The following is a 13,212-nucleotide window of genomic DNA, read 5'->3' as shown; positions in this document are numbered from 1 at the left end:
ACATGACTGACCAAATTGCTGTATTTACTAACGTCGGTGAGCGTACCAATGTAACAGGCTCGGCTAAGTTTAAGCGCTTGATCATGGAAGAAGATTACGAGACCGCTCTCGATGTTGCCCGTGAACAAGTAGAAAATGGCGCGCAAGTGATTGATATCAACATGGATGAAGCCATGTTGGACTCGAAAGCGGCGATGGTAAAGTTTTTAAACTTAATTGCCTCAGAGCCTGATATCTCAAAAGTACCTATCATGGTCGACTCATCTAAATGGGAAGTGATTGAAGCAGGCTTAAAGTGTATTCAAGGTAAGGCCATTGTTAACTCAATTTCACTTAAAGAAGGTGAAGATCCATTCATCCGCCAAGCTAAGCTAATTAAACGCTTTGGTGCTGCTGCGGTGGTTATGGCGTTTGATGAAACCGGGCAAGCAGAAACTGCTGATCGTAAGTTCGAGATTTGTCAGCGTAGTTACAAAATACTCGTTGATGATATTGGCTTTCCGCCAGAAGACATTATTTTTGACCCAAACATTTTTGCCGTCGCAACGGGCATTGAAGAGCACGATAACTACGCTGTTGAGTTTATTGAAGGTACGCGCCGAATTAAGCAAGGCTTACCGCACTGTAAAGTGTCGGGTGGTGTATCGAATGTGTCGTTCTCGTTCCGTGGTAATAACCCAGTACGTGAAGCTATTCACTCAGTGTTTTTATACCACGCGATTAAAGCGGGTATGGACATGGGCATTGTAAATGCGGGCCAATTAGCAGTTTACGATGATATTCCCGAAGAGCTGCGCAAAGCTGTAGAAGATGTGATCCTCAATACCGACCCAGGTGCCGGTGAGCGACTTGTTGAACTTGCACCCAAATACTCTGGTATGGCGCAAGCAGAGAAAGTTGAAGATTTAGAGTGGCGTACTTGGCCTGTTGAAAAGCGCCTTGAACATGCACTAGTAAAAGGCATTACCGAATACATCGATGAAGATACCGAAGAGTGCCGCAAGAGCAAAGCTAAGCCTATCGAAGTGATCGAAGGCCCGCTTATGGACGGCATGAACGTAGTAGGTGACTTATTTGGCGCAGGTAAAATGTTCTTACCTCAGGTTGTTAAATCTGCTCGTGTGATGAAGCGCGCCGTAGCCTATCTTGATCCTTTCATTGAAGCTGAAAAAGAAGAGGGCGCAACCAATGGTAAAGTGGTTATGGCAACCGTTAAGGGTGACGTACACGACATTGGTAAGAACATTGTAGGCGTTGTACTGCAATGTAATAACTACGAGGTTATCGACCTTGGTGTGATGGTGCCGGCAGAGAAAATCTTGCAAACCGCCATTGACGAGAAAGCCGATATTATTGGTTTATCAGGGCTTATTACCCCTTCGCTTGATGAAATGGTGCATGTTGCGAAAGAAATGACCCGCCGTGGTTTTGAATTACCGCTACTGATTGGTGGTGCAACAACCTCTAAAGCGCATACCGCGGTTAAAATTGAACCACAGTATGATAAAGGTGTGGTTTATGTAAATAACGCCAGCCGCGCTGTAGGTGTAGTTTCTAATTTATTGTCGAAAGAATTAAAACCAGCATTTTTAGAGAAAACCAAGGCTGAGTATGAAAAAGTACGTGAACAACAAGCACGTAAAAAGCCGCGCTCAAAACCAGTTACTTTACAGCGTGCTCGCGACAACGCTGTAAAACTCGATTGGGACAACTACACGCCGCCTGTACCGAAAAAGCTGGGTGTGACTGAGTTTAAAGATGTTTCGATTGCGACGTTAAGACAGTACATCGACTGGACACCTTATTTCATGACGTGGTCAATCGCTGGTAAGTACCCACGTATTCTTGAAGATGAAATTGTAGGTGAACAGGCTAAAAGCTTATATGCTGATGCCAACGCAATGCTTGATGAGCTTGAGCAATCAGGTGCGCTACAACCTCTAGGTGTCATTGGTTTATTCCCTGCAAACCGAGTAGGGGATGACATTGAGATTTACACCGATGAGTCGCGTACAACGCTTTTAACTACAGCGTGTCATTTACGTCAGCAAACAGAAAAAACCGACTTTGCTAATTATTGTTTAGCTGATTATATTGCGCCAAAAGGCACCCCTGATTACTTTGGTGCTTTTGCGGTTACTGGTGGTCTTGAAGAAGACGACCTTGCCGATGCCTTCGATGCTAAGCAAGATGATTATAATAAAATCATGGTTAAAGCCGTAGCAGATCGCTTGGCTGAGGCATTTGCTGAGTACTTGCATGAGCAAGTACGTAAAGAGTATTGGGGCTATGCGGTAGATGAAAATCTATCGAACGATGAACTTATTCGTGAAAACTACCAAGGTATTCGCCCTGCGCCAGGTTATCCTGCTTGTCCTGAACATACAGAGAAGAAGAAAATCTGGCAGTTACTTGATACCGAGCAGCGTATTGGCATGAAGCTAACCAGTTCATATGCAATGTGGCCGGGTGCGGCGGTTTCTGGTTGGTATTTCTCTCACCCTGAAGCTAAGTACTACGCTGTAGCGCAAATTCAAAAAGATCAGGTTGAAGATTACGCTAAGCGTACCAACATGACTCTTGCAGAAGCTGAGCGTTGGTTGTCGCCTAATTTGGGCTATGAACCAGAATAATAACCTTTAGTTATTAGCTTTTGTTTAAATTAAAAACGAGCCCACAAATGGCTCGTTTTTTTATGCTCATTTTTTATCATACTTTTTTCTTTTTAATTGTTTTAATACTGGCAAATTCCTTCTAATTTATATATTTGTGTTAAAGTTATACCAATTCGCTTAATAAAGTGGTCTATTTTGAGGCAATAAAACCTCGTTGATAACAAGGCAAAAATTTCGTTATTTAGTTGTTCTAAATCAGAAATTTTTAACGCAGGTAGCGACAGGTTTAATCCCTCAAAATGATTAAGTATTATTGCGGATTGGTATTATTGAGATTGATCAAGAAATCTAAGGTGAAATTGTGATTGATACAGTGAATGCAAGTGACAAAGATAAAGCACGATTTTTACGTGTTTTTGCATTTATTGGTTCGATTACCTCGTTTTTAATGGCGATCACCAGCTATCAAGATGGTTACCATGCCCTTAGCTATTTATTGATTATTGGCGGCTTTGTGTTTGCCTCACCTTTCGTCATTAAAAATCGTGACGAAACCATCGCAGTACTTATGCTGTACGCCCTCTATTCGATGATGTGTTTTTTAATTGTCTCTGGGGGGAGCAATGGCACTGGGCCGTTATGGCTGTTTATTGTATCTCCTGTGACATTTTTTATTCGTGGCTTAAAGCGCGGAGCGTTCGATCTTATCTTGCTTGCCAGTATTATCTCGGTGCTTTTCTATTTTACCGATCAATTTGGTTATTACAGTTATCCGAGTCACTACTTTCCGACACGGGTCATGCTGTGTTTCTCGATTTTATGTATTTTGGCTGGCTTCTACGAATATTACCGCAACAAATACAGTTTGCAGTTAATGGAACAACTTAAGCTTAATCAAAAGCTTGCACGTACTGATGCGATGACTGAACTCGCTAACCGTCGCTACGCAACTGAATGCTTGCAAGATAAGCGCTTTGGCGAAGGGGCTGTGTTCTTGCTGATGGATGTTGATAACTTTAAACAAATCAACGATACCTACGGTCATCAAGTGGGCGATGAGGTGCTAATATTTTTCGCTGATGTCTTTAAAGAAGTGTGCACAGAAGAAGATGTTATTTCCCGTTGGGGCGGCGAAGAGTTTTTAATAGTGATCCCAACAGGGTATGAGCTCAGAGCCAGAAAAGTAGCTGAAAAAATCCATAAGAAGCTTGCTGAAAAGCCATTTACGAGCGGCCAGCATCGTTTTAATGTCACCTTAAGTATTGGCTTGTACGTGCGCGTTGCTGATGAGAGCGTGGATCACTGTTTGAACATTGCCGATAAACGGCTTTACCGCGCTAAATCGCAAGGTAAAAATCAAACGGTTGCTGAAGTCGATTTAGCAAAGCATGAGCCTGCTTGATAAATAAAGCCGCAATTAGCGGCTTTATTGATTGCTCAAATTAATGGCTTTTTTCAAAGTCGCTGACTTCACGCTCAGCTTCTTCCTTAGATTTACCGTATTTTTGCTGAAGTTTACCAACCAGCTCTTTACGGCTACCTTCAATTTTATCTAAATCATCATCGGTAAGGTCACCCCATTTACGTTGTGCTTTACCTTTAAGCTCTTTCCAATTGCCTTCTAAACGATCGCTGTTCATCATAATCTCCTTACTTTGTTAAACATTCATCTTAGTAAGAGCAATCGCTGTACCAATTTGGTGAAATTTACTAACTTATTGATTTATAGTTGTTTTATGCTTTTACATATAATGAGTGGAATTTATAAGTTTGCAATTACTACGTAGTTTTTAGAATCAGCCTGTAATATTTTCTGTTGCGCTAGTTTTTAGATACTTAGTGGCTCTTAGAGGTATAGCGATTGATTATCCGCGTGTATTCTTCAGTTGATTTTAGTTTACGCAAGTTCTCGTTAAACAGGTCTCTTAAGGCTTCGTCTCGAAATAAAAAGCCACTGGGATTTTTGCCAAACAACGCAAATCGTTGCACAGGTTTAGAGACATCAATTTCGTCATTGATATTAATTAATGCTCGATAATAATCAAAAATTTTACCGTCCATCTGGATCACCTCGTAGCGCTCTCGATACAAAAGCTGTACTTGTGCAAGTTGATCATAGGTTTCTGCGTATTGTGGGTTTTCTCTGGCCATTGCTTGATATTCTGGTGTGAGTAATTCTTTTGCACCTTGCCATGAAAGAACACTAAAGTGTTTTAATTGTGCAATAGAGCTAAGCTGCAGGTTTTGCTTGGCCAGACTAAAAGCGAAGTTCTCGTAGCTGTAAGCAATATCTGAAAAGTAACCGCTCATTTGATGGGTTTCGATAACTTTTTCATTAATATCAGACACAACATCAACTAAGTTCTCAGTATACAAAGGGATCCGCCTTGCATAGGGAACGTAGACAAAGTGTATTTGATAACCGTGAACACCGAGTGTCGCACGAAGTAAGTCAGGAATTATGCCTGTGTTGTCTTCAACCATGACCCAAGGTGGTAGTGTATTGCCAAGTGCAACCGTAATTTTTTGCTGACTAAACGCTTTTTGAAACGGGAAAACTAAAAGTAGCAAGGTGATTAAAATACGGGTGTAAATCCTGAACAAGTTAATTCCTTATTCTGATTTTTGTTTGGTCGTTTAATCAAGAATAAGTCTAAACTGGCAGAATGCAATGTTTTCACTTCTAAAGCCCGAGATAGAAAATAAGCCTATAGCCATCGCAATTTTTAGTTTTTTGATACAATGCGTGAAAAGAAAGTAAGAGATACCTAACGTGCTGCCAGTTCAAGATATTTATCAATCCTTGTTAACCACATTACAGAGTAACCCAATGGCCTTATTGCAAGCGCCACCGGGAGCGGGTAAATCGACATGGCTGCCTCTTACCTTAATGCGCGAAGGGCACTTTAAACGCATTGTTATGTTAGAGCCAAGACGACTGGCTGCACGCAATATTGCCCAGTATTTGGCAAGTCAGCAGAATGAAAAAGTCGGTGACAGTGTCGGCTTACGCATTCGTGGTGAATCAAAAGTAAGTTCTACAACTAAACTCGAAATTGTCACCGAAGGCATGTTGACGCGTATGTTGCAAAATGACCCAGAGCTTAGTGGTGTAGACTTACTTATTTTTGATGAGTTTCACGAGCGCTCAATTGCCGCAGATACGGCTTTGGCATTTGCCCTCGAAACACAGGCGGCACTTCGCGATGATTTAAAAATCTTACTGATGTCGGCAACCCTAGATGGCGATCGTTACAGTGAGTTTTTCAGCTGTCCTATTATCTCATCACAAGGTCGAAGCTACCCCATTGATGAAGTGTATATTCCACTTAAAGACGAAAGCCGTTGGCTCGATGACATACCTGCACTAATAAAACAGGCGCTTAGTGAGCAAACTGGCAGTGCTTTAGTATTTTTACCAGGGCAGCGTGAAATCATGCGCGTTCAGCAGTCTTTAAATGATTTAGGTGATAGCGTCGAAGTATTTAGCTTGTATGGTGAGCAAAATAAAAACGAGCAACAAGCTGCTATCGCGCCTGCTAAAAATGGCAAACGCAAAGTGGTATTAACCACCAATGTCGCTGAAACCAGTTTGACCATTGAAGGAATACGTATTGTGGTTGATAGCGGCAAACGCCGTGCTGCCAATTTCAATTTAAAAACCGGTGTTACAGAGCTTGTTACGCAAAGTATTTCTCGTTCTTCTGCCATACAGCGCGCTGGTCGTGCTGGGCGAATTGAGCCGGGGGTTGTGTATCGATTAGGCTCTAAGCAAACCTTTGAGCGCCGTAACAGCCATGATGCGCCAGAAATTCTGACCAGTGATATTAGTCAGTTGTTATTAGAGGCAAAGCAGTGGGGGGCATCACTTGCTGAGCTTAGCTTACTCGACCCACCTAGTCGCCAGCAGATTAAACAGGCAACGGCACTTTTGAAAATGCTCGAAGCCATTGATGAAAATGAAAAGCTAACACCCCTTGGCAGCCAAATGCTGAGCTATGGAGCCGATATTCGCCTCTCGCATATGCTCATTAAGGCAAAGCTACTAGAGCAGCGCATGTCTGGTATTTATGTATTAGCAGGGTATTTAACTGCACTGCTTGAAAGCCGCATCAGTATGCCAGCTGATCTTAATTTGGCATTACATAGTCAGCACAGCAAACCGCACCCAGTATTTAAGCAGCAATTAAATTATTGGCTATCGCGCTTGCAACTCAAGCCGGTTAATGAGCTTAAAACAGAGTACTTGTCGCTGCTGGTGGCGCTTGCTTTTCCAGACCGCCTAGCCAAAAAGCGCGGTAATGGTTATTTACTTGCCAATGGTGCAGGCGCCGATTTAAGTGAGGAGTTTTGGCATAACGATGACTATATTGCCATTGCGCATATGGGCGGTCATAAGGGAAACCGTGTTTTTGCCGCTGTTGCCTTTTTGCCAAGTGAGCTTGAAGATGAGCTTTCGCATTTATTTACTGAGCAAACTCGCTGCGAATACGATGAAAAAGCAGGGCGTTTTATCCATCAAGATGAGCTCAAGCTGGGTGCCATCACCATAGCGAGTCAACCAAGTAAACAGCCACTAGATAAAAACGAGCGCACCAAAGCGTGGTTAAATTTATTTAGTAAGCGGGGCTTTTCGATATTTAATGAACAGCCCGATAGTGAGCAGTTACTTATTCGAATGAGCTTGGCAAGTAAGCTGTTACCAGAGTCATTTCCGCGTTTAAATCATGATGATTTAATTGCCGATAGCCAATGGCTTGCACCTTATTTGGATGATATTAAAAACCTTGAACAATTAAAAAAGTTCAATTACAGCGAAGCGATTAAAAGCTGTTTTGATTGGCAGCAGCAAAGCTTATTGAATGAACACCTGCCCTTGCGATTAACGGTGCCAAGTGGTTCAAATGTAAAAGTGACCTATCAGCTCGATGGCCCTGCGAAGCTCAGTGTACGCATGCAAGAAGTGTATGGCATGACCAGCACGCCTTTGCTAGCCCAAGGTAAACTGCCATTATTAATGGAGCTATTATCACCAGCGAGGCGGCCGCTGCAGTTAACTCAAGACTTAGCTAACTTTTGGCAAACGAGTTACCGCGATGTGCAAAAAGAAATGAAAGGGCGTTATCCAAAACATTTTTGGCCAGACGACCCAGCCACCAGCCAAGCGACTAATAAAGTAAAAAGTAAGATGTGATTTTAATGAAGCTGAGTGCTTAGCTCAGCTTCATCACTTGCCTTAGATCTGCACGCTTCATAAACCGTTACAATTTCAAGCCTTGTTTTGGTTTCTCTTTTGTTGGTTGTTTAGTAGTCTAATTGAGTCATTAGTAAAAAAGAGAAATCCTGTGTCTGCAGCTATTACCCTTGCTCAATACGTTAAAAAACGTACAGGTGTGCCTCTTGGCCATAAAGATTCGTTGCGCAATATGCTGATACGCTCGCTGGGTGCTAGCTCGTTTTATTTATTTTGGCGATATTGGAATCCGGTGTGGAGCTATTACTTATCTCGGTATGTAATGAAGCCTTGCAATGACATTATGCCGGCTTGGTGTGCCCTTGTTTTGACTTTTGCTGTCAGTGGGGCGCTGCACGATTTAGCGGTGAGTTTAGTGAAGTTAAAGCCACTATTCTTTTTTACTCCTTGGTTTACTGTGATGGGCGTGTTGGTATTAGTAAGCAAGTACAGCCAACTCCAGTTTAGCTCTGCTCCTTGGTGGTTAAGAGCGCTCGCCAACATCAGCTTTATTGTATTGAGCTATTGGTTGACGAGCCACCTTTTTTAGCACGTTACTGCGTTGCTAAAGGGTAGTCAGTGTAACCTTTAGCACCGCCTCCAAATAAGGTATCTGGATCATGCTGCGCAAGTTCAATACCTTGCTCAATACGTGCTGGCAGATCAGGGTTTGCAACAAACGGGCGACCAAAGCCAATTAAATCAGCCCAGCCTGCGGCTAATGCTTGCTCTGCTTTCTCGCCAGTGTATTTACCTGCATAAATCATTAACCCAGCATAGTTTTCACGCAGTGCTTGCTTAAAACTTTGCTCCATTAAAGGCGCATCATCCCAATCAGCTTCGGCAATGTGCATATAAGCAACGTTGAGATCACTGAGTACTTTTGCTGCGCCAATATAGGTTTCAAATGGGTTATCATCGACCGTCCCATTGAGGGTTGTGAGTGGAGCAAGGCGCACGCCAACACGCTCAGCGCCAATTTCATCACAAACCGCTTGTGTCACTTGTTGTAAAAAGCGTAAGCGGTTTTCTAAACTGCCGCCGTATTCATCAGTGCGTTGGTTTGACTCTGAATCAATAAATTGATTAATTAAGTAACCATTAGCAGCGTGAAGTTCAATACCATCAAACCCTGCATCAACTGCATTACGGGCTGCTTGGCGGTATTCGTTTATAACCTGTTTGATGTCGTCATGGCTCATTGCGCGTGGCTGTGCTGTGGCAACAAAGTCAGGTTTGTCATCTTCATCAATAAAAACTTTTACGTCTTTAGCTGCAATAGCAGATGGCGCGATTGGTTGCTCGCCACCTGTGTTACTTGGGTGAGATACTCGGCCAACATGCCAAAGCTGAGCGAACATAATGCCACCAGCTTGATGAACTTTGTCGGTTACTTTCTTCCAACCGGCAATTTGCTCGGCAGTGTAAATACCCGGTGTCCAAGCATAACCCTTACCTAGGGCTGATATTTGTGTGCCTTCGCTGATAATTAAGCCAGCGCTCGCACGTTGTGCATAGTAGTCGGCCATTAACTCATTGGCGATATCACCCGGTTGTGATGAGCGAGAGCGGGTCATCGGTGGCATAACAATGCGGTTTTTTAATGTATGACCGGCAAGTTGTACAGTATCGAATAATTTGTTCATTACGGCTCCTTGAAAGCGAATATGCTTTCAGCATAACGAAAATTATTTATGAAATTAATGCCACTAATCACAAAACACTTTTGTTAAAAGTGCAAAAACTAAAGCGTTAACCTAGGTGCTATAAAGTCTAAAAACGCTAATACTCGTGATGACACACCGCTGTTTTGATAATACACCGCATGCACTTTTTCGCGGCGATTAGGGCTCAGTACCTCGCCTTCGAGCACTTTTACTAAACGGCCTGCTTTTAAATCTTCGTTGATCATAAATTCCGACAACAAGGTAATGCCGTGACCTTGAATACAAAGCTGGCGCACAGTTTCACCACTTGATGCACTGATTGAAAATTTAAGATCTAAAGGTGTGGTTAGCGGCCAGTGATTTAAATGCGGCGCATCGGTAAAACCAATAAGCTGGTGCGAGGCTAAGTCGGTTAGCTCGTTTAATGGCGGTGCCGCTTTTAAATAATCAGGGCTGGCAACGAGGTGTAGTTTGCTAACTCCCAAAGTGCGCGCATGCAAGTTTGAGTCAGCGAGTTCGCCAATACGAATAGCAATATCGGTTTTATGCTCAAGTAAATCGATAATGTTGTCGTGGCTGGTGATTTCGAGTTTTATATCAGGGTAAGCTTGGTTAAAGGCTTTTAAATGTGGTGCTAATTGGTGAAACACAAAGGGGCTTGCAGCATCGACTCTTAATTTTCCTGATGGGGCGCAGTGCAAAAGCTTTAAGGCCTCTTCGCCTTGTGCAAGCTGACTCAGTGCTTCTCTAGCATAGCCTAAAAATAACTGACCTTCTTCGGTCAGCTCAATGCGCCTTGTAGTGCGGTTGAATAAGGTAACGTTTAAGGATTTTTCGAGCCGAGTTACCGCCCGTGATATTTTTGCTACTTGCTCATCTAATGCATTGGCTGCACTTGAGAACCCGCCGGTATCAACCACGCTAATAAATGCTTCTAAATCTTGGGTGTTGGAGATCACGCTCATGGTTTTACCTTTTCATTTTTGACAAAAGTATTTTGTCACTACTGCTATTTTTTGCAAATTTAATTTTAGCCACAATAGCCGCACTTTCAAAATTAAACAGAGGATATGTGATGCCAATAGCATTACTTGCGTTAACTCTCAGTGCGTTTGCCATAGGCACCACTGAGTTTGTGATTGTCGGCTTAGTGCCAACCATCGCTGATGATTTAGCGGTTTCGTTACCGAGTGCCGGACTACTTGTTAGCTTGTACGCATTAGGGGTTGCGGTGGGGGCGCCAGTATTAACCGCGCTAACCGGACGCTGGAATCGAAAACATGTATTACTTAGCTTAATGAGCCTATTTGTAATTGGTAATTTACTGGCTTGGCAAGCACCTAGTTATGGTAGCTTGATCACCGCAAGGATTCTAACAGGCCTTGCCCATGGGGTGTTTTTCTCAATTGGTTCAACGATCGCTACTGGGCTTGTCAGTAAAGATAAAGAAGCCAGTGCCATTGCGATTATGTTTACGGGGTTAACGGTTGCATTAGTAACCGGTGTGCCATTAGGGACTTGGATTGGTCAGCACTTTGGTTGGCGAGCGACCTTTTTAGTAGTGTCTTTACTGGGCTTAATTGCACTTGTTGGTAGCGCGTTTTTAATTCCTAGCAACTTAAAGCAAAGTAGACCGGCGACTTTGGGTGAGCAGCTAAAAGTAATGGTGCAACCTAGGCTTTTACTGGTGTACTTGATGACCATACTTGGTTATGGCGGCACATTTACTGCCTTTACATATTTAGCGCCCATTTTAGAGCAGCAAACTGGTTTTGCATCAGCCACCATTAGCTTAATTATGCTGGTATATGGGGTATCGGTTGCTGTTGGCAATATCTACGGCGGTAAATTAGCTGATAAAAAAGGCCCCATTAGTGCGCTGACCATTATCTTTAGTGCTTTGAGTATTGTGCTGTTAGTGCTGACCTTTACCATGCAATCTAAAGTCGCTGCGGTACTGACCATACTTGTATGGGGGGCATTTGCGTTTGGTAATGTGCCTGGGCTGCAAGTTTATGTGGTTAAACTTGCCGAAAAGTTCACACCCAATGCCGTCGATGTGGCCTCAGGGTTGAACATTGCAGCGTTTAATATCGGGATTGCGCTAGGTTCAGTGTTAGGTGGTGTTGTCGTTGAAAACTACTCATTGCAAGACACTGCTTGGATTGGCGCTATCATCAGTTTAGCGGCGTTAATTGCAACACGATACAGCGGCTATTTAGATAAACGCGAGATCCCAAAGCCACAAACAGCTTAAAACTAAATTGTTGATAGTTCGATGCTTTGTCGTTATTTTAGGTGCGTAGTTTGATTATTAGTCAATAACTAAAACCACAAGGAATAACGATGAAGCACCTTTATTTTCTAGCTATTTGCCTGTTCAGCACATTTAGCAGCCAAGCAAAGCAAGTTAACCTAGAGCTCACAGCATTAGCACAGCAGTACTTTAATACCATGGTTGCAACACAAGCACCCAATGCCACCAACAAAGAGTTAGAAGCCTTTTTAGCTTTATTAACTGACGATGTAGCAAACCAACACTTACCTTATCAAACAGATGATTCAAGGGAGCCAGATGGCAAAGCGATGATGCGTAAAGGCATGACTTTTTACCTTGGGGCGCACACTGAATATCAAGCAAACTTACTCGATACCTTTATTTTTAATGATTCTGCCATTGCTTTACGTTATACCCATCATGCTAAAGGTATACACCCACAAAACCAGCAAGAAATTGAATACACGCAGACCATTATGGATGTGCTCGAAATAGAAGATGGCAAGATAGCGGTTATTCGTAAATACCATGAATGAGCTTAGCTTAACTTTTAGCCTAACATGAGCGTTTTCATAAGCGCTTTTTTATTAAAATACGCCTGCAATAAATTTTCTCTTTTTTCCGCATTTCAGCTTAAATTCATACTTTTTAGGCTTTATTTTGAATAAATTTAAAACTTTTTTATATTTCGGATAATAAACGTAAGAACAGTGGGTTAGCTTAACTTACGAGTGTAGCTTTGCGGTTGTTTACAATTTGTCAACCTTGAATTGCCATGCTCATTACCTTAACCTTTATTTTAATTGAACGTTCAATCAATAAAAAATTATGCCGAAAGTTGGAATGGAACCTGTTCGTCGTCAGCAGTTAATTGACGCCACAATAGAGTCGGTTGCAGAGCTTGGTTTGCAAGGCACCACCATAAATAGCATTAGTAAAAAGGCAGGCTTATCGTCTGGCATTATCAGTCATTATTTTGGTGGTAAGCAGGGCTTAATTGAAGCCACTGTGCGTTATTTATTGACCAGCTTAAAGCAAGCACTTTTGAGTCAAGTAACGCCACAAACTAGTCCAGAGCAACGATTAATGTTTATCGTTGAAGCAAACTTTTCGCGTATTCAGCAGCAAAGCAACAACACCAAAACTTGGTTGAGCTTTTGGGCGCATTCAATGCACGACGCCCAGTTGCATCGCTTACAAAACGTAAATAGTAAACGTTTATTTAGTAACTTATTAAGCTCATTCAAACAGTTAATGAGCGATAGCGATGCCAATTTAGCTGCTGAGCTAAGTGCAGCCATGATCGATGGTTTATGGCTAAGAGCCGTATTAAGTAAGTCAGACCAAGATCAATTCGAAAATTGTGAGCGATTAGCCAAAGACTACATTCGTTCACTGATAAAACAGTATGGAGCCTAA

The 13,212-nt window shown here is 42.5% G+C and carries 11 protein-coding genes; 7 read left to right on the top strand and 4 right to left on the bottom strand.

From position 1 onward, the window contains the following. Positions 1-2 precede the first annotated feature (2 nt). Together metH and AADY36_RS12795 are read left to right on the top strand one after the other, a co-directional pair. Positions 3-2,633, top strand: coding sequence for a methionine synthase (gene metH / locus AADY36_RS12800; protein ID WP_342409044.1), 2,631 nt, complete (start codon positions 3-5; stop codon positions 2,631-2,633). 343 nt (positions 2,634-2,976) lie between these two features. After that, on the top strand, positions 2,977-4,017 hold the full coding sequence (locus AADY36_RS12795) for a GGDEF domain-containing protein (protein ID WP_055020659.1): 1,041 nt from the start codon (positions 2,977-2,979) through the stop codon (positions 4,015-4,017). A gap of 40 nt (positions 4,018-4,057) precedes the next feature. Here the strand turns inward: AADY36_RS12795 and AADY36_RS12790 are convergent, their stop codons facing one another. After that, positions 4,058-4,255, bottom strand: a complete 198-nt coding sequence (locus AADY36_RS12790) for a CsbD family protein (protein WP_054562286.1) — start codon at positions 4,253-4,255, stop codon at positions 4,058-4,060. Between the two features lie 196 nt (positions 4,256-4,451). After that, positions 4,452-5,219, bottom strand: a complete 768-nt coding sequence (locus AADY36_RS12785; protein ID WP_055020661.1) for a substrate-binding periplasmic protein — start codon at positions 5,217-5,219, stop codon at positions 4,452-4,454. A 169-nt stretch (positions 5,220-5,388) separates the two neighbouring features. On the opposite strand from AADY36_RS12785, the gene hrpB reads away from it, so the two are divergent. Together hrpB and AADY36_RS12775 are read left to right on the top strand one after the other, a co-directional pair. After that, complete coding sequence (gene hrpB, locus AADY36_RS12780) at positions 5,389-7,809, top strand: ATP-dependent helicase HrpB (protein WP_055197886.1); 2,421 nt, start codon at positions 5,389-5,391, stop codon at positions 7,807-7,809. Between the two features lie 151 nt (positions 7,810-7,960). Beyond that, positions 7,961-8,398: an MBOAT family O-acyltransferase gene (locus AADY36_RS12775; RefSeq protein WP_054562283.1), complete on the top strand. Its 438-nt coding sequence runs from the start codon at positions 7,961-7,963 to the stop codon at positions 8,396-8,398. Between the two features lie 4 nt (positions 8,399-8,402). On the opposite strand, the gene AADY36_RS12770 is transcribed toward AADY36_RS12775, so the two are convergent. Together AADY36_RS12770 and AADY36_RS12765 are read right to left on the bottom strand one after the other, a co-directional pair. Continuing rightward, positions 8,403-9,494 (bottom strand): alkene reductase, encoded by a 1,092-nt coding sequence (locus AADY36_RS12770; protein ID WP_055197887.1) that lies wholly within the window; start codon positions 9,492-9,494, stop codon positions 8,403-8,405. Between the two features lie 98 nt (positions 9,495-9,592). Further along, complete coding sequence (locus AADY36_RS12765; protein ID WP_055197889.1) at positions 9,593-10,480, bottom strand: LysR substrate-binding domain-containing protein; 888 nt, start codon at positions 10,478-10,480, stop codon at positions 9,593-9,595. A gap of 110 nt (positions 10,481-10,590) precedes the next feature. Here AADY36_RS12765 and AADY36_RS12760 point away from each other — a divergent pair, with 110 nt between their 5' ends. From AADY36_RS12760 to betI, 3 genes are all read left to right on the top strand, one after another. Further along, positions 10,591-11,772: an MFS transporter gene (locus AADY36_RS12760; protein WP_342409043.1), complete on the top strand. Its 1,182-nt coding sequence runs from the start codon at positions 10,591-10,593 to the stop codon at positions 11,770-11,772. Between the two features lie 89 nt (positions 11,773-11,861). Then, positions 11,862-12,329, top strand: coding sequence for a nuclear transport factor 2 family protein (locus AADY36_RS12755; RefSeq protein WP_055197891.1), 468 nt, complete (start codon positions 11,862-11,864; stop codon positions 12,327-12,329). A 292-nt stretch (positions 12,330-12,621) separates the two neighbouring features. Continuing rightward, positions 12,622-13,212, top strand: a complete 591-nt coding sequence (gene betI, locus AADY36_RS12750) for a transcriptional regulator BetI (protein WP_055197893.1) — start codon at positions 12,622-12,624, stop codon at positions 13,210-13,212.

It is taken from the genome of Pseudoalteromonas sp. D15MCD-2, from assembly GCF_038562745.1.
Lineage (GTDB): Bacteria > Pseudomonadota > Gammaproteobacteria > Enterobacterales > Alteromonadaceae > Pseudoalteromonas.
Note: the sequence above shows the minus strand (reverse complement) of the source record. Positions and strands in the feature narration are given on the sequence as shown.